Source organism: Williamsia muralis, from assembly GCF_051487485.1.
Classification (GTDB): Bacteria; Actinomycetota; Actinomycetes; order Mycobacteriales; family Mycobacteriaceae; genus Williamsia; species Williamsia muralis_B.
Genome location: NZ_JAHVCV010000005.1, coordinates 615,655 through 632,423, shown reverse-complemented (window position 1 = coordinate 632,423; position 16,769 = coordinate 615,655). Strand labels below are relative to the sequence as shown.

Below are 16,769 nucleotides of genomic sequence, written 5' to 3'. Positions count from 1 at the left end.
TGAGCCAGGATCAAACTCTCCATGAAAACCTTCCAAAAGAACACCAAAAGGTGCCTTTCAAAAAAATATGTCCTGAAGAGATTTCATAATCCCAACCAAACAAAAACTGACACCACCACAGGACTCAAAACCTGCGATGGGATCAAAAAATATCTAACTAATGCCGGCACCACACCCCACCACCAACCAAACCCCGAACAGGGCTTCGTCACGTGACAGAAATGCAGCACCTAAATTGGCACTAACAATCCATCGACACACTATCGAGTTCTCAAAGAACACACACTCCCCGACTTCGACACCTGAAATCAGGTGCCATCCCGGAGGGCATTTGTTATTGTCTTGCTTAGAAGTTCCGCTCCGAATCTCGTCCGGAGCAGGTCTCCCAGCCTATCAGCTCTGAAACCTGCTCGCAACATTCCGTTTCCGGCTGCTCCGTGGTCTCTCGGCCTTCAGCCACCCGCGCAGAAACGCTCCACCGGAGTGGATCCGTATCTTACTTGGGCGGTCAGCGTTGTTCCTTCAGGAAAACATCCTGTCGGTGTTCTTGGCCGCTCCGGACTCTCGCTCTCCGGCGCCTCACTCGCTGACTTGAAGAAAGTTACGCGGTCGTGAGCGTGGCGTCAAATCGCCTGGTCAGAGGGGTGTTTTCGAGTAACACCGCATGAACAGCCGTCATCGGACCCGGGCGCCGGCGAAGTTTCGCTTCCCGCGACGCACCACCAACCATGATCCGTGCAGCAGATCTGTCGAACCGGGCTGCCACTGCGGATCCGAGATCTTGACGTTGTTGACGTACGCGCCGCCCTCTCCGATGGTTCGGCGAGCGGCTTTGTTGCTCTCGGACAGTCCCGTCGCCACCAAGATGTCGATGATGGTCGGCTGCGAGTCTGCGGCCAGGTCGGCAATCGTGGTCTCTGACAGAGCTGCGGCCAGCGTGTTCTCGTCGAGCTCGGTCAACTCGGCACGGCCGAACAGCGCCTGGCTCGCCAGTTGCACCGCGTCGGTGTTCGCCTGACCGTGGACCAGAGTGGTCATCTCCTGCGCCAGCCGTCTCTGCGCCTCGCGCTTGTGCGGCGATTCCAGGGTGACCTGCTCGAGTTCGGTGATCTCTTCCTGACCCAGGAAGGTGAACCACTTGAGGTAACGCACCACATCGGCGTCCGCGGTGTTCAGGAAGTACTGGTACCAGGAGTAGGGGCTGGTCCGCTCCGGGTCCAGCCACAGGCTTCCACCACCGGTTGACTTGCCGAACTTCTTGCCGTCGGACGACGTCACAAGCGGGACCGTCAACGCGTGGACAGCTCGGCCATCGACCCTCCTGGTGAGGTCGACACCGGCGACGATGTTGCCCCACTGGTCGGAACCACCCACCTGCAGAGCGCAACCGAACTCGCGGTTCAATTGCAAATAGTCGTTGGCCTGCAACAACATATAGCTGAATTCGGTGTAGCTCATGCCGTCGGATTCCAGTCGGCGCCGCACGGTGTCACGAGCCAGCATCACGTTGACCGAGAAGTGTTTGCCGACGTCTCGTAGGAAGTCGACCACTGGAAGGTTGCCTGTCCAATCGAGGTTGTTGACCACGACAGCACCCGTGGGCGAATCATCGAAGTCGACAAATCGTTCCAACTGGGACCTGATCCTCCGCGCTGATTCGGCCACGGTGTCCGCTGACTGCATGGTGCGTTCCCCGACGTCGCGTGGATCGCCGATCATTCCCGTCGCGCCACCGGCGAGAACTATGGGCCGGTGGCCTGCGCGCTGGAACCGCTTCAGCGTGAGGAGTGGAACGAGGTGGCCGGCGTGCAGGCTCGGCGCAGTGGGGTCGAACCCTGCGTAGAGCGTCGTCGGACTCGTCAGCACTTTTGCCAACTCGTCGATGTCGGTGGTCTGGGCGATCAGCCCGCGCCAGGTCAGTTCGTCGAGGATCGCATCGGTCACGGTGTCGATCCTTCCGTACCCGCCGCAGGTACCGATAGGCGGAGGGTGCGCGTCCCGGAGGGCAACGGCTGGGCGCGCCGGTACTTCGACACTGCGAGACTGCGCCCGTCCCAGAGACGCCACGGACGATCCTGGGCGGTGCTGACGCCGACGCGCGGCCCGTTCTCGATCGCGGCAGCCGGTAGACGTGGGCCCCTGAACAACCTGACCGGCGACTCCCCCGTGCAGACGGCCGACCCGTTCAGTTCTCTGCTGATGGCCAGCGCTGACCCGACATTGCCTGGGCCGCAGGCCAATTGGTGATCAGCACGGGCCGTCGGGCGTCGGAGTCTGGCGATGTCGAGGCCACCGACTATCTCACCCGCGCGCATCAACACACCACCGCACTGTCCGGCCCGGCCGTAGGAGATGTTGGCGCACCAGTGGATGCCATACGACCGGTACACGTACAGGTGACCCGCCGACCCGAACATCACCCGGTTCCGGTCGGTCGGTCCGCGGTATCCGTGCGACGCAGGGTCAGGGAACCGACTGTCGGGGGTGCCCCCGTAGGCCTCGACCTCGACGATGCGCATCCGCACCACGCCATCGGCGGCTTCCACCTCGAGCAACGATCCGAGTAGACGGCGAGCCGCCTGCAGCGGCGTGGCACCTGCCAGCCGCTCCACGTCGAAGAGAGTCGGTTGGGCCAAGGTTCAGCTGGGCGAGGGACCGGTCGTGGCAGTGACGCGCTGGAGCAATTGCTCGTGTTCTTCGTCGCCGACATCACGCGCATCGTCGATCAACAGGGCAGGTATGCCGTCATCGATGCGATAGGCACGGCGGAGCCTGGGGTTGTACATCAGCTCGTCGCCGATGACCAGCAAGGGCCCATGGTCCTGCGGGCATGCCAGCAAGGTCAGCAACAAGGGGTTCAGTCCGGCTTCATGTGACACGGCGTCAACGGTACCTTTTCGAATCGGTCACCTCAGTGGGCGACCGCTGCGACCGATCGCGCGCCGGCGTGCCAACCGCGTTCGGTGGCGATCGCCCGCGTCAGCCTCCGGTACCGACCCTCGTCGTCGCGGAACCAGACGCCCGCGCCGGCGGCGGGGATGCCCGCCTGACGCAGGGCTTCCGACCGCGGACGGTAGGAGTTGGTCACCTCGATGTTGTCGAGCACACGGATGATGTGCGGCCGTTCGGCCGGAGTCAGTTCGGCCAGCGCGAGTCTGAGTGCCGAGCCCGTCGGTGAGCCGGTGTCGGACTGCCTCGAGATCGCCGCGATCGCGAGCTGGTTACCGGGCTCCCCCACCTTGTAGACGACCGCGTGCTTGACCTGCACCAGCCGCGACAGCCCGTCGACGATCGGCTGGGGGTAGATGTAGCCCTCCGCCGAGTGGATCACCGAAGAGGTGTGGCCCATGAACCAGAAATCCCCATCGGCATCGCGTCTGAACATGTGCTCGGACAGCTGCCAGCGATCACCTATGACAAACACGTCGCGCAGCACCGTTGCCCCCACCTCGTACTGCTGCTGCGCCTTGGACAGCATCACCCCGACCTCGTCGACGCGCGCTTCCCTGACGTACCCGGTGTCGTCTGTGATCAGACGGCTCTCCCCCAGGTCGTATGCCGCTATCGCGACTTCGTTGACACCGGGCACCGGCCTGCCTGCCGACCCGACCTTGGTGCCGGTGACGTTGGCCAGGATCGCCGAACCGTCGCCGGTGGCGAAGAACTCGAGCACCCGGGCACGCGGGAAACGTTCGAGGAGGTCTTCCCACAGCCCGGTGTTGATGCCCGAACCCATGAACAACCGAATCGGGTTGTGCGGCTGGATGGCAAGGCTGTCGCATTGGATGACGTCCTGCAGCATCGACCACGTGTAGGACACCACCGTGATCCCGTACCGGTGAACCTCGGCGGAGAACAGCTTCGGATCGATCCCGTTGGACAGCGCGATCCGGGCACCACCTGCAACGGTGCCACCGAGGGCGGTCAGCAGTCCCGAGGCGTGATGCAGCGGCGTGAGGCAGTAAACGGTGTCGTTGCTGCTGAGTGCTGCGGCAGATGCGGCTCCGAAGGCCGAGAGCGCCCACCGATGGTTGGTCACCGGCCACTTCTCGAGGGTGCCACCGTTCTTGCTGAACAGAACGAATGCGAGGTCGCCGGCGCGGCCCGGATCGGGCCGGTACCACGTGGGTACTTCGACAGCGTCCGGATCGATCTGTTCCATGTCGATGATGCGTTCACCGTCGGCCTGCGACAGCGTTCGGGTGTCGCCGCCGCCCAGTACGAGCACCCGGTCTGCGATCGCCGCAGAGTCGTCGAGGTTGGCGGGGTCGGCGAGGACGAGAGAGCAATCCCCGAGCCGCAGAGACTGTTTGAGATCATTCCCGGGTGAGAGCATCACTGCCACGGCGCCCAGCCTCGACAGTGCCGCGATCGCAACCAGGGCACTGGGTCTGGTGAGCATCAGTACACCGACGTGCTCGCCCGGACGCACCCCGCACGCGATCAAACCGCGCACGACGTTGTCGATACGGTCGTTGACCTGACGATGACTCAGTACCCGATCCTCGAAGAGGAACAGCTCCTGTTTGCCGTTGCGTCGGGCGTTCTCGTTCATCAACTTCCCGAGCGAGATCGTGGTCCGGGCCTGCAACTGGCCCAGCCGCACGAGCCGAGGGACCACACGTGCCGATTCCCGGAGCACGGCATCGGTGGTGCGTCCGACCGACTTCGCTGCACCAACCAGATCCCGGCCGGCCTCTGCGCCGACCCCTGCGGCCGTCCCCACACCATGGACGACTCGCGACGAGAAGCTGACACCGGAGCCACCAAGCGCGTCGCTGTTGTCGTGCATCTTCTCGATCAGTTCGGGTTGATCGGCCGAACCGTCCTGCCATCGAATCCATTGCGCGGTGGTGGGCCACGTGCGGGTGCCGGCGGTCGATCCGACAACGAGTCCGAAATGCCCGACCGGGAGCGACGATTCATACACCTGCGCCAGCGGCGCCGCACGCATGATCCCGCGGACGGCCACCGGCTGACCGATGTCGTCGGCCTCGCCGAGGAATGCCAGTACGGGGCAGCTGACCTCGGCGAGTGTGACGACACGGTCCTTGATGACGAAGCCGCCGCCGACCATCCGGTTGTGGACGACGAACTGGCGCAACAGCTCTGCCACGGCAGGCCCCGACCACGCGACCCAGCCGTCGACCTCGATGAACCGACGCGAGTCCTCCCGGGGCAGCAGAGCTTCGCGGTCGTGGAGCTGACGCAGGAAGTCGATACGGCTGCGCGCCGCCTTCACGGGGTCGAGGAGCTGAAACCCGGTGCGCGCCAACCAGCCGGGCACAGAGATCCGGTTGAACACGTTCTCTGCCAGGAACTGTGCGCCCGGGGTGACCAGCGCTGCGGGCAATCCCAGCGGGAGCGCACCGAGGACGTCGACGGGGCTGCCGTAGGTGATGAGACTCGCGATGCCCTCGGAACGGCGGTACGCGGCGGTCTGGTAGCAGAACATCCCGCCTTGCGAATACCCGGCGAGATGGACGTCTTTGCCCGTGACCTCCCGAACCGAGTCGATGACCTCGCTGATGGCCACGACGTGGTCGGCGAGCGTGCGGTCCATCCCGCCGACGACCTTGTCCGGCGAACCGAAGTCGACCACCCAGGGGTCGAGACCGTTGCGATGGAGGACTGTGACCGCCCCGTTGTCGGCCGTGACGTCGTAGACGTTGGCCGACACCATCATCGGCGGCACCAGCACCACGGGCGGACCGTCGCCGGGCTCGTCCGGGAAGTACCGCCGCAGCTGGTACATCGGAACGGTTTCCTCGATCCGGAACGGAGCAGGTCTGGTCCCGGTCTCGAGACTGCCGTACCTGATGACCTCCAGCCCATTCTGGGCAGTGGCTACAACACGATCAAGGGTTTCCTTGACGTTCGGAAGGCCGCGCACAAACACCCCTAAGAAACAACATCTGGTTGGACCGTGACTGGCGTCACACTCTACCCCGGCCGCAGCGGCCGCCCCCGGCGGGAACCCTAAAAGTCCCTGTGTCCGATTGCGGCCTCGGCCAGCCTGTTCAATTGTTCGGCGACGCGCACACCGGCTGTTCCGCCGCGCGCGTCCCGCGAGGCGATCGACCCCTCGACAGTCAGCACGTCACGAACCGCCGGCGTCAACGCCGGATGGATCTCGGCGAACTGGTCGTCGGTGAGATCGGGCAGCCCGATCCCCTTTTCCTCGGCGGTGCGGACACATGCACCCGCGACCTCGTGGGCAACACGGAACGGCACACCCGCGCGAACCATCCACTCCGCTATGTCGGTGGCCAGCGTGAACCCGGCGGGAGCCAGTTCTGCCATCCGGTTCTCGTCGAAGGTCAGGGTGCTGACCAGCCCGGCGATTGCCGGCAGCAGCAGGAGCAACTGGGTGACCGAGTCGAAGACCGGCTCTTTGTCCTCTTGCAGGTCACGGTTGTACGCGAGCGGCTGTGCCTTCAGGGTTGCCAGCAACCCGGTGAGGTTGCCGATCATCCGTCCGGATTTTCCGCGGGTCAGTTCCGAGACGTCCGGATTCTTCTTCTGCGGCATGATCGAACTGCCAGTCGACCACTCGTCGGCCAGCGTCACATATCCGAACTCCGGTGTGCTCCAGAGGATGACCTCTTCGGCCATCCTGGACAGGTCGACCCCGATCATCGCGAAGACAAAGGCGGCCTCCGCGGCGAAGTCCCGCGACGACGTGGCGTCGATCGAATTGTCTGCCGCCGAATCGAATCCGAGATCAGCTGCGATGGCCTCGGGGTCGAGACCCAACGATGACCCCGCCAAGGCACCCGACCCGTACGGCGAGACGGCGGCGCGACGATCGAAGTCCTTCAGCCGCTCGACATCACGGATCAACGGATGAGCATGCGCGAGCAGGTGATGCGCGAGCAACACCGGCTGCGCCGCCTGCAGGTGCGTCTTGCCCGGCATCACCGCATCGGGATGCGCCCGTGCCTGATCGACCAGCGCGTCCACCACGTCGAGGACACCCGCCGACACCATCCGCACGGCGTCGCGCAGCCACATCCGAAAGAGGGTTGCCACCTGGTCATTTCGCGATCGCCCGGCGCGCAACCGGCCACCGACCTCGGCTCCCACCCGCTCGATCAGACCGCGTTCGAGCGCACCATGGACGTCCTCGTCGCTGTCCGCCGGTGCGAACTCGCCCGACCGGACGTCGTCGGCCAACCTCGTGAGTCCGTCCTGCATGGTCTGCAGGTCGTCGTCCGACAGCAAGCCGGCGCTGTGGAGAACTCGGGCGTGAGCCTGGGAGGCCCGAATGTCGTACGGAGCCAACACCCAATCGAAGTGAGTGGACTTGCTCAGGGCAGCCATGGCGTCGGCCGGGCCAGAGGCGAACCGGCCTCCCCACAGAGATCCCTGGTTCGTGGACATCTAGCGCAGATCCCGCTTCGCCGAGATCTTCGACGACAGGCCGTGCAGATGGACAAAGCCCTTGGCTGCCGACTGGTCGAACGTGTCGCCTTCGTCGTAGGTGGCGAGGTTGAAGTCGTACAACGACTCCTCACTGCGCCGACCGGTGACCGCGATGTGACCACCGTGCAGATTGAGCCTGATGTCGCCGCTCACGTGCTGCTGCGTGTGGTCGACGAACGCTTCGAGCGATGACTTCAGAGGCGAGAACCACAGTCCGTCGTAGACGAGCTCGGCCCACTTGCGGTCGGTGCCGCGCTTGAAACGACCGAGTTCGCGCTCGAGGGTGACGTGTTCGAGCTCTTCGTGCGCGCGGATCAAGACCATGGCGCCCGGAGCCTCGTAGATCTCGCGGCTCTTGATGCCGACCAATCGGTCCTCGACCACGTCGAGACGGCCGACGCCGTGCGCGCCTGCTCGACGGTTCAGTTCGACGATCGCCTCGAGGACCGAGACCGGCCGTCCGTCGATCGCCGTGGGACGGCCCTTCTCGAAACTGATGATGACCTCGTCGGGCGCCTGCCAATTGATGGTCGGATCTTCGGTGTACGAGTACACATCCTTGGTGGGCGCATTCCAGAGATCTTCGAGGAAACCGGTTTCCACTGCCCGGCCCCACACGTTCTGGTCGATCGAGAACGGTGACTTCTTCGACACGTTGATGGGGATGGCGTTCTCTTCGGCGAAGGTGATGGCCTTCTCACGGGTCCAGGCGTAGTCGCGGACCGGTGCGATCACCTCGAGTTCCGGTGCGAGCGAACCGAATCCGACCTCGAATCGAACCTGGTCGTTGCCCTTGCCGGTGCAACCGTGCGCGACGATGGTGCCGCCGTGTTCGCGGGCCGCGGTCACCAGGTGCTTGGCGATCAGCGGCCGGGAGATGGCCGACACCAGTGGGTAGCGATCCATGTACAGCGCGTTGCTGGTGATGGCAGGCAGGCAGTACTGCTCGGCGAACTCGTCACGGGCGTCGACCACCACCGACTCCACCGCCCCGCAGTCGAGGGCTCGCTGGCGGACCACCTCCATGTCCTCACCACCCTGGCCGAGGTCGATGGCCACGGCCACCACCTCCTTACCGGTTTCCTTACCGATCCAGCTGATGGCCACCGAGGTGTCCAGGCCGCCGGAATACGCGAGGATCACGCGCTGCGCCATGAGGGGGTTACTCCTTGTAGTTCGGTCGTGCGTTGTAGGTCTTAGGGCTGTACGTCAGGTGGTGCTGCTCAGAATCTCATGCCAGCGCCTCGAGCATCTCGGCCAGGTCGGCGCCGGTGATCGGCTCACGGGCCAGTACAAAAAGTGTGTCGTCCCCGGCGATGGTGCCGACGACTTCGGGGAGGCTCGCCCGGTCGAGCGCACTGGCCAGATAGTGCGCCGCGCCGGGCGGGGTTCGCAACACCGCCATGGCGCCGCTGAAGTCGATCGACACGAGCAGGTCCCCCATCAGGCGCGACAAGCGGTCGGTGCCGCCGCTGACCCCGCGGACCGGTGAGCCGTCCTCTGGCACCACGTAGATACCGGATCCGCCGTCGGCGCCGCGGATCTTCACCGCACCCAGTTCGTCGAGATCACGGGAGATCGTCGCCTGGGTCGCGTCGATGCCATCGGCGGCGAGAAGCTCCCGCAGCTGGGTCTGACTGTGCACCTCGCGGCCGGCCAGCAGAGCGATGATCCGTGCGTGTCGGCCGGCCCGGGTGGTCACCGTTGATCCAGCAGCCACAACAACACCGCCTTCTGGGCGTGCAACCGGTTCTCCGCCTCGTCGAACACCACGCTTTGTGGTCCGTCGATGACGTCGTCGGTGATCTCCTCCCCGCGGTGTGCGGGCAGACAGTGGAGCACAATCGACTCGGGATCGGCGAGCGCCAGCAGATCGGAGTTGATCTGATAGGCGCGGAAGGGCGCCCTCCGATCACGTCCGTCGTCTTCCTGACCCATCGACACCCAGGTGTCGGTCACGAGTACATCGGCCCCGGCAACGGCCGACTTCGGGTCGACGACAACCTCGACGCTTCCGCCGGTGAGTGCCGCTCGGTCCCGTGCGTAGCCGACAAACCGTTCGTCGGGTGTAAAACCCTCCGGCGCACTGATTTTGACGTGCATTCCCGCGGTCACACAGCCGAGCATCAACGAGTGGGCCATGTTGTTCGCGCCGTCCCCGAGGTAAGTCAACGTGAGACCCTCAGCACGACCTTTGTGTTCGATGATCGTCTGCAGATCAGCCAGCACCTGGCACGGGTGGAAGTCGTCGGACAATGCGTTGATGACCGGGACGGTTGCGGTGGACGCCATCTCTTCGAGACGGTTCTGACCGTATGTGCGCCAGACGATCGCCTCCACATACCGGGACAGGACCCGGCCCGTGTCGGCCAGGGTCTCATCACGGCCCAGTTGGGTTTCTTTGCCGTCGACAACCACCGCGTGCCCACCGAGCTGGGCGATACCCATCTCGAAGGAGAATCGCGTTCGGGTGGAGTTCTTGTCGAAGATGACCCCGACACCTTTGGGGCCGGAAAGCGGTGTGTGAGCGAAAGGTTGGGCCTTGACCTCGGCCGCCAGCGCCAAGACTTGGGCCTGCTCCTCCGGCGAGAGGTCGTCGTCCCTCAGGAAATGCCGCGTCATGATTGTGCCTGCCCGGCCGCGTCGAGGATGGCGGGTAACGCTCGCACGAACCCTGCTGCCTGATCTTCGGTGAGGATCAACGGTGGTGCCAGCCGCAGCACGTCCGGGGCCGGAGCATTGATGAGGAACCCCCGCTCTCGAGCCGCGGCCTCGGCCGCGGCGGCGACCGGCTCGGTGAGGACAACGGCCAACAGCAGACCCGCACCGCGGGTATGGGAGATCAGCGGGTGGCCGAGATCGTCGATGCCACTGGCGATGAACTTGCCCAGCGACGCAGCATGCTCGGTGAGCCCCTGTGAGTCGATCTGATCGAGCACCGACAGCGCCGCTGCGGCGCAGACCGGATTACCACCGAACGTGGTGCCGTGTTGACCCGGTTCGAGCAGATCTGCGGCCGGGCCGGTCGCCAGGACCGCTCCGATCGGCAGTCCGCCGCCGAGGCCCTTGGCCAACGTGATCACGTCCGGGGTGATCCCGACCGACTGGTGTGCGTAAAACGTTCCGGTACGGCCGATTCCGGTCTGTACCTCGTCCAGGATCAGGAGGGCGCCGTGGTCGGTGGTGAGCTGCCGCACCGACGCGAGGTAATCCGCAGGCGGCACCACCACCCCACTTTCGCCCATGATGGGTTCGAGAAAGACTGCAGCGGTCTGCGGTCCGATGGCTGCGGCCATCGCGTCGATGTCCCCGTAGGGCACGTGGCGGACCCCTGGAGGCATCGGCTCGAACGGCGTGCGTTTCGCCGGCTGGCCCGTCAGTGCCAGAGCCCCCATCGTGCGTCCGTGGAACGCCTGCTCGGCCGCGATGATCTCGGGCCTCCCGGTGCGCCGGGCGATCTTGAACGCCGCCTCGTTGGCCTCGGCGCCGGAGTTGCAGAAGAACGCCCTGCCCTCGACACCCCACCTCGACAGCAGCGCCTCGGCCAGCTTGACCACCGGTTCGTTGAGGTAGATGTTCGAGGTGTGTCCGAGGGTGGACATCTGCTCGGTCACCGCCGCGATGACGCCGGGGTTGGCGTGCCCCAGGATGTTCACCGCGATCCCACCGAGAAGGTCGAGATACTCGCGTCCCTCAACATCGGTGAGAACCGCGCCGAGCCCGGACTTCAGGGCCACCTTCGGCGTCCCGTAGTTCTTCATCAGCGAGGCCGACCACCGTTCTTGCAAGGCCTCGGTCCGATCGTGTGTCATTTGTTTTCCCCACTAGGTGTCGGGTGCGTCTGAGCGTGGTCGACGGCGGGCACCTCATGCCCATAGGCCGGCGGCGCCGCATGTGCTTGGTCGCGAACCACCATGGTGCCGATGCCCTCACTCGTGAAGAGCTCGAGGAGCATCGAATGCGGTGTGCGCCCGTCGATCACGTGCGCTTGACCGACACCTCCACCCACTGCGCGCAAGCACGCCTCCATCTTCGGGACCATGCCCGAATCAAGCCGCGGGAGCAGCTCGGCGAGGTCGGTTGTGTTGATCTGCGACACCAGCGAGTCGCGGTCGGGCCAATTGGTGTACAGACCCTCGACATCGGTGAGCACCACCAGCTTCTCGGCACCGAGTGCCTGAGCCAGCGCGGCCGCGGCGGTGTCGGCGTTGATGTTGTGCACCACCCCGTCCGCGTCGGGCGCGATGGTCGACACCACCGGAATACGCCCCGCTGCAATGAGATCGGTGACGGCAGCAGGATCGACTGTCGTCACGTCACCCACCAGCCCGATATCGGTGGCCTCGCCGTCCACGAGAACCGAGCGGCGCGTCGCGGTGAACAGGTGCGCGTCTTCCCCGGAGATGCCGACCGCATAGGGTCCGTGCGCATTGATAAGACCCACGAGCTCCCGGCCGACCTGACCGAAGAGCACCATCCGCACCACATCCATCACTTCCGGCGTGGTGACCCGGAATCCGCCGCGGAACTCGCCGGTGAGCCCGAGCCGCTTCAGCATCGCCGAGATCTGCGGTCCGCCGCCGTGGACCACGACCGGATGGATTCCGCAGGTCCGCAGGAACACCATGTCCTCGGCGAATGCCGCCTTCAGGGTGTCGTCGATCATGGCATTGCCGCCGTATTTGACGACGATCACCTTGCCGGAGAACCGCTGCAGCCACGGAAGTGCTTCGGCGAGAACGTGTGCCTTCTCGAGAGGCGTGAGTGCGCCCATCACGACGAGTACGCCGAGTTCTCTTCGACATACGCATGGGACAGGTCTGTGGTGCGGATCCACGCGCTGCCCGATCCGATTCCCAGGTCGACGGTGAGGTCGATATCAGTGACCGACAGGTCCACCTCGCGTGCACCCGGGACACCCATCCCCTGTTCACACACCGGTGAACCGTTGAACCGCACGGCAATCCGATCAGGGTCGAGCTCGATGGGCGCGATACCGACTGCGGCCAGGACACGGCCCCAGTTGGGATCGGATCCGAACAACGCGGTCTTCACCAGACTGTCCCGGGCGATTGTGCGTGCCGCGACAAGTGCTTCGGAATCACTGGCCGCGCCGGTCACGGTGACCACCACTCGTTTGGTGACACCCTCGGCATCGGCCTGCATCTGGGCGGCGAGATCGTCACACACCAGCCGCACCGCCTCGTTGAGGTCGGCCTGCGTGGGTTCGACCTCGCTGGCACCAGAACTCAGAAGCAACACGGTGTCGTTGGTGGAACTGGCGCCGTCGACATCCAGCCGATCGAATGTGACCGCTGCCGCCGCCCGCAGTGCCTCGTCGAGCTGAGCCGCGGTCACTTTCGCGTCCGTGGTCAACACCGACAGCATGGTCGCCAACGAGGGAGCAAGCATGCCTGCGCCTTTGGCCATGCCTCCCACATTCCAGCCGTCGGCATGGTGGAACGCAGATTGCTTCGGCACGGTGTCGGTGGTCATGATCGCGTGCGCGGCATCGGTCCCACCCGAGATACCGCCGCCCATCTCGTGTACCACCTCGGTCACGCCTGCCAGCACCTTGTCCATGGGCAACCGGTCACCGATCAGACCGGTCGAGCAGACGGCCACCTCTATGGCGCCGGTCTCGGTACCCCAGCCGCTGATGGCTTCTGCCACGGCTTCTGCCGTGGCGTGCGCGTCTTGAAACCCCCCGGGCCCTGTGCAGGCGTTCGCACCGCCGGAGTTGAGGATCACGGCCCGCAGCCTGCCCGTGGACAGGACCTGCCGGCTCCACAACACCGGGGCGGCCTTGACCTTGTTCTCCGTGAACACACCAGCGGCGTCGTACTCGGGGCCCTCGTTGAACACCAACGCCAGATCTTCCTTGCCGCTGGCCTTGATACCGGCAGCGATGCCCGCCGCCCGGAAACCTGAGGATGCCGTGACGCCCTGCAATCGAGTCATCCGGTGCCCGCCGGCCACCTCTCGCCAATTCTCTGGCGCGGCAACCGAATCGGGCTCGATGCCGTTGACAGTCGTATCACCGTTGCTCATGGCGCCACACCCACAGTGCTCAGACCCTCTGTTTCGTCCCAGCCCATAGCCAGGTTCATGGATTGGACCGCACCGCCGCCGGTGCCTTTGGTGAGATTGTCGATCGCAGCGACGGCGACCAGGGTGCCCGCACGCTCGTCGACGGCCACGCTGAGTTGCACGGCGTTCGACCCCATCACCGACCCCGTGGCCGGCAGCCGGCCTTCGGGCAACAACGCTACAAAAGGCTCATCGGCATATGCCTTCTCGTACACGGCACGCGCCTCGGCGGTGGTTGCGGTCGAGGGGGCTGTGCACGTGGCGAGAATGCCCCGGGTCATCGGCACCAGTATCGGGGTGAAGGAGACGCTGACCGGTGAGTTCCCCACGGCCGACAGGTTCTGGATGATCTCGGGCGTGTGCCTGTGTGACCCGCCAACCCCATAGGCACGAGCAGAACCGATCACCTCCGAACCCAGCAGATCGACCCGTGGCGAACGGCCGGCACCCGAGGCACCGGTCACCGCGACGATCGTCAGTTGCGGACCGACGATTCCCGCCGCGACAGCGGGTAACAACGCAAGTGTGCTCACTGTCGGATAGCAACCAGGCACGGCGATTCGCGAGGCACCGGACAAGATCTCGCGATTTCCGGGAAGCTCAGGCAGACCGTAGGGCCAACTGCCGGCATGATTTCCGCCGTAGTACTTGTCCCACTCCGCCGAGTCCTGCAAGCGGAAGTCCGCACCACAGTCGATCACCAGAGTGCTGGGCGGCAACGCGTCGGCGACCGGCCCCGACGTACCGTGCGGGAGCGCCAGAAAAACCACGTCGTGGCCGCTCAGCGCTTCGGTGGTGGTCTCGCCGAGTTCGCGATCCGCCAGCGGTAAAAGGTGGGGATGATGGGCACCCAGCAGCGACCCCGCATTCGAACCAGCGGTGAGTGAACCGATTCGCATCTCTCCCGAGATGTACTTGGGATGGCCGAGCAACAGGCGGAGAATCTCCCCGCCCGCGTACCCGCTGGCTCCGGCGACAGCCACTGACACAGTCATATGATTCATTATGCACCTTGCCGCAAGTTAATTCATCAACCCATCATTGACGTCCGCGCTAGTGCGGTCTACCTTTTTCATCAGGCAATGAATTCAACACAAGATGAATTGAGATCGTCATGGTGCAGCCAGACCCCATCAGCCATCCGCAACCCGCCGTCCGAATCGACGACCTGGTCGTCAAGCGCGGTAGCGCTCGCGCACTGAACGGCGTGACGCTGTCGGTACCCCGCGGCTCGATCACCGGACTGCTCGGACCATCGGGGTGCGGCAAGACCACGCTCATGCGTTCAGTGGTGGGCACCCAACGCATCACATCCGGCTCCGTCAACGTGCTGGACCGACCCGCCGGCGCGAAAGAACTCCGCGGACGCGTCGGCTACGTGACGCAAGCTCCCTCGGTCTACACGGATCTCACCGTCGAGGAGAACGTCCGTTACTTCGCCGACCTCTATCGTCGTCGCGACCTGATCAACGACTCGATTCGCGCCGTCGGTCTCGACGATTTCCGTGGTCGCCGAACTGCCCAGTTGTCAGGCGGTCAGCGCAGCCGGGTGTCGATCGCCTGCGCCCTTGTCGGCAGCCCCGAGATCTTGATCCTCGACGAACCGACCGTGGGGCTCGACCCGGTACTGCGGTCGGAGCTGTGGGAACGGTTCCGTGCACTGGCCGACACCGGGACCACCCTGCTCGTGTCCAGTCACGTGATGGACGAGGCCGACCACTGCGACGCCCTCGTGCTGATGCGCGAAGGGCGAGTGATCGCAGAACTCACACCGGACGAACTACGCGCGCGGACACATCAGACCAACCTCGAACAAGCCTTTCTCGCCCTGATCACCGAACGGACCGCATCATGAATGCCACCATCGCCCTCTCGACCACCGGCCGGGTTCTGCGGCAACTCAAGGCCGACCCACGAACGATCGCCATGATCCTGCTCATCCCGGTGATCCTGATGACGTTGCTGTACTTCATGTTCGAGAACCAGGTCGGTCCCCCCGGCGGACCCGAGCCGTTCGATCGGATCGCGCTCGTCCTGCTCGGAGTGCTCCCATTCGCCATCATGTTCTTGATCACCTCGATCGCGATGTTGCGCGAGAGATCGTCCGGCACGTTGGAACGGCTGCTCACCACTCCCATGAGCAAGGCTGACCTGCTGGTCGGCTACGCCGCGGCGTTCTCCACGGCCGCGATGGCCCAAGCAGCACTTGCATGTGTTGTGTCGTTCTGGATTCTCGGACTGCAGACGGCCGGAAGCATCGGATGGGTTCTCGTGATCGCGATCCTCGACGCCATTCTCGGCGTCGGTCTCGGATTGTTGTGCAGCGCGTTTGCCCAGACCGAATTCCAGGCCGTCCAGTTCTTGCCGGTGGTGGTCATCCCCCAGTTGTTCCTGTGTGGACTCTTCGTCCCGCGAGCCGATCTGCCGCAGTGGCTCGAGATGATCAGCAATGTGATGCCGCTGAGCTACGCCGTGGAAGCGCTCGATCAAGTGGGTAGATACACCGACCCGACCGGCACGATGTGGCGGGACCTGCTTGTTGTACTTCTGTGCACCATCGCCGCACTGGCGTTGGCCGCCGCCTCGCTGCGGAGACGGACCGAGTGATGGACCGGCCCGTCCGGCACCACCGGCACCTTGAGATGATGCCGGGGTGAGCGCACCCAGACGATCAGGACGGCGCCCCGGTGAACCCGACACCAAGGGACAGATCTTGACGTCGGCCCGCACACTCTTCGCTCGCGACGGTCTCGACCGCACATCCATTCGTGCGGTCGCCGCGGACGCGGGGGTGGATCCGGCACTTGTGCACCACTACTTCGGCACCAAGCACAAGCTGTTCCTGGCCGCGATCGAATTGCCCATCGATCCGCTCGACGTGGTGGGGCCTCTACGCGAGGTCCCGATAGACGAATTGGGTCCCACCCTCGTCCGTACGGTGGTCGGGGTATGGGACGGCGAATTGCAAGAATCGGGAATCGCGTTGCTGCGCACGGTGATCAGTGGACCCGACCCGACGTTGATCCGAACCATGGTGCTCGAGGTGGTGCTCGCAGAGATCACCGAACGCGCCGACAACCCCGCCGGCACAGGGCGATTGCGGGCCAACCTCGTGGGCAGCGCAGTACTCGGCATGATCATGACGCGGTACCTGCTGCGTTTCGAACCACTCGCTTCGCTGCCCGCCGACGACGTGGTCGCCAACCTCGGACCCACGATCCAGCGGTACCTCACCGGGCCGATCAGCCCGTAGA

Annotated in this window: 15 protein-coding genes; 3 read left to right on the top strand and 12 right to left on the bottom strand. The window is 64.7% G+C overall.

All coding sequences use genetic code 11. From position 1 onward, the window contains the following. Window positions 1–675: 675 nt before the first annotated feature. The 12 genes from tyrS to argC form a co-directional block, all read right to left on the bottom strand. Window positions 676–1,944 (bottom strand): tyrosine--tRNA ligase, encoded by a 1,269-nt coding sequence (gene tyrS / locus KXR83_RS17230; protein WP_437425833.1) that lies wholly within the window; start codon window positions 1,942–1,944, stop codon window positions 676–678. Beyond that, window positions 1,941–2,612 carry a DNA-3-methyladenine glycosylase gene (locus KXR83_RS17225; RefSeq protein ID WP_437425832.1) on the bottom strand — a complete coding sequence of 224 codons (672 nt, stop codon included), beginning with the start codon at window positions 2,610–2,612 and terminating at the stop codon, window positions 1,941–1,943. The genes tyrS and KXR83_RS17225 overlap by 4 nt, the downstream gene beginning before the upstream one ends. Before the next feature lie 27 nt (window positions 2,613–2,639). Next, window positions 2,640–2,879, bottom strand: a complete 240-nt coding sequence (locus KXR83_RS17220) for a Trm112 family protein (RefSeq protein ID WP_437425831.1) — start codon at window positions 2,877–2,879, stop codon at window positions 2,640–2,642. A gap of 32 nt (window positions 2,880–2,911) precedes the next feature. Further along, window positions 2,912–5,893 (bottom strand): AMP-binding protein, encoded by a 2,982-nt coding sequence (locus KXR83_RS17215; protein WP_437425830.1) that lies wholly within the window; start codon window positions 5,891–5,893, stop codon window positions 2,912–2,914. An 86-nt stretch (window positions 5,894–5,979) separates the two neighbouring features. After that, window positions 5,980–7,383 (bottom strand): argininosuccinate lyase, encoded by a 1,404-nt coding sequence (argH, locus tag KXR83_RS17210; RefSeq protein ID WP_437425829.1) that lies wholly within the window; start codon window positions 7,381–7,383, stop codon window positions 5,980–5,982. Next, window positions 7,384–8,580, bottom strand: a complete 1,197-nt coding sequence (locus KXR83_RS17205; protein ID WP_437425828.1) for an argininosuccinate synthase — start codon at window positions 8,578–8,580, stop codon at window positions 7,384–7,386. A 76-nt stretch (window positions 8,581–8,656) separates the two neighbouring features. Continuing rightward, a complete protein-coding gene (locus KXR83_RS17200; protein ID WP_437425827.1) occupies window positions 8,657–9,145 on the bottom strand; it encodes an arginine repressor in 489 nt (162 codons plus the stop codon). Further along, entirely contained in the window at window positions 9,124–10,047 is a 924-nt protein-coding gene (gene argF, locus KXR83_RS17195; protein ID WP_437425826.1) for an ornithine carbamoyltransferase, read from the bottom strand. The genes KXR83_RS17200 and argF overlap by 22 nt, the downstream gene beginning before the upstream one ends. Then, window positions 10,044–11,237: an acetylornithine transaminase gene (locus tag KXR83_RS17190; RefSeq protein ID WP_437425825.1), complete on the bottom strand. Its 1,194-nt coding sequence runs from the start codon at window positions 11,235–11,237 to the stop codon at window positions 10,044–10,046. Before KXR83_RS17190 ends, argF begins: the two co-directional genes overlap by 4 nt. Then, window positions 11,234–12,199, bottom strand: a complete 966-nt coding sequence (gene argB, locus KXR83_RS17185; RefSeq protein WP_437425824.1) for an acetylglutamate kinase — start codon at window positions 12,197–12,199, stop codon at window positions 11,234–11,236. The genes KXR83_RS17190 and argB overlap by 4 nt, the downstream gene beginning before the upstream one ends. Next, window positions 12,199–13,386 carry a bifunctional glutamate N-acetyltransferase/amino-acid acetyltransferase ArgJ gene (gene argJ, locus KXR83_RS17180; RefSeq protein WP_437425869.1) on the bottom strand — a complete coding sequence of 396 codons (1,188 nt, stop codon included), beginning with the start codon at window positions 13,384–13,386 and terminating at the stop codon, window positions 12,199–12,201. The genes argB and argJ overlap by 1 nt, the downstream gene beginning before the upstream one ends. An 86-nt stretch (window positions 13,387–13,472) precedes the next feature. After that, window positions 13,473–14,510: an N-acetyl-gamma-glutamyl-phosphate reductase gene (gene argC, locus KXR83_RS17175; RefSeq protein WP_437425823.1), complete on the bottom strand. Its 1,038-nt coding sequence runs from the start codon at window positions 14,508–14,510 to the stop codon at window positions 13,473–13,475. A 119-nt stretch (window positions 14,511–14,629) separates the two neighbouring features. On the opposite strand from argC, the gene KXR83_RS17170 reads away from it, so the two are divergent. The 3 genes from KXR83_RS17170 to KXR83_RS17160 are packed head-to-tail and all read left to right on the top strand — an operon-like array spanning window position 14,630 to window position 16,768. Continuing rightward, window positions 14,630–15,370, top strand: coding sequence for an ABC transporter ATP-binding protein (locus KXR83_RS17170; protein ID WP_437425822.1), 741 nt, complete (start codon window positions 14,630–14,632; stop codon window positions 15,368–15,370). After that, window positions 15,367–16,122: an ABC transporter permease gene (locus tag KXR83_RS17165; protein ID WP_437425821.1), complete on the top strand. Its 756-nt coding sequence runs from the start codon at window positions 15,367–15,369 to the stop codon at window positions 16,120–16,122. The genes KXR83_RS17170 and KXR83_RS17165 overlap by 4 nt, the downstream gene beginning before the upstream one ends. A gap of 46 nt (window positions 16,123–16,168) precedes the next feature. Then, window positions 16,169–16,768 (top strand): TetR family transcriptional regulator, encoded by a 600-nt coding sequence (locus KXR83_RS17160; protein ID WP_437425820.1) that lies wholly within the window; start codon window positions 16,169–16,171, stop codon window positions 16,766–16,768. The last annotated feature ends 1 nt before the right edge of the window (window position 16,769 follow it).

Coding starts and splice junctions, on each gene's coding strand:
- argH (WP_437425829.1), bottom strand. CDS start 7,383: ATGTCCACGAACCAGGGATCTCTGTGGGGAGGCCGGTTCGCCTCTGGC.
- KXR83_RS17205 (WP_437425828.1), bottom strand. CDS start 8,580: ATGGCGCAGCGCGTGATCCTCGCGTATTCCGGCGGCCTGGACACCTCG.
- argF (WP_437425826.1), bottom strand. CDS start 10,047: ATGACGCGGCATTTCCTGAGGGACGACGACCTCTCGCCGGAGGAGCAG.
- KXR83_RS17190 (WP_437425825.1), bottom strand. CDS start 11,237: ATGACACACGATCGGACCGAGGCCTTGCAAGAACGGTGGTCGGCCTCG.
- argB (WP_437425824.1), bottom strand. CDS start 12,199: ATGGGCGCACTCACGCCTCTCGAGAAGGCACACGTTCTCGCCGAAGCA.
- argJ (WP_437425869.1), bottom strand. CDS start 13,386: ATGACTCGATTGCAGGGCGTCACGGCATCCTCAGGTTTCCGGGCGGCG.
- argC (WP_437425823.1), bottom strand. CDS start 14,510: ATGACTGTGTCAGTGGCTGTCGCCGGAGCCAGCGGGTACGCGGGCGGG.
- KXR83_RS17170 (WP_437425822.1), top strand. CDS start 14,630: ATGGTGCAGCCAGACCCCATCAGCCATCCGCAACCCGCCGTCCGAATC.
- KXR83_RS17165 (WP_437425821.1), top strand. CDS start 15,367: ATGAATGCCACCATCGCCCTCTCGACCACCGGCCGGGTTCTGCGGCAA.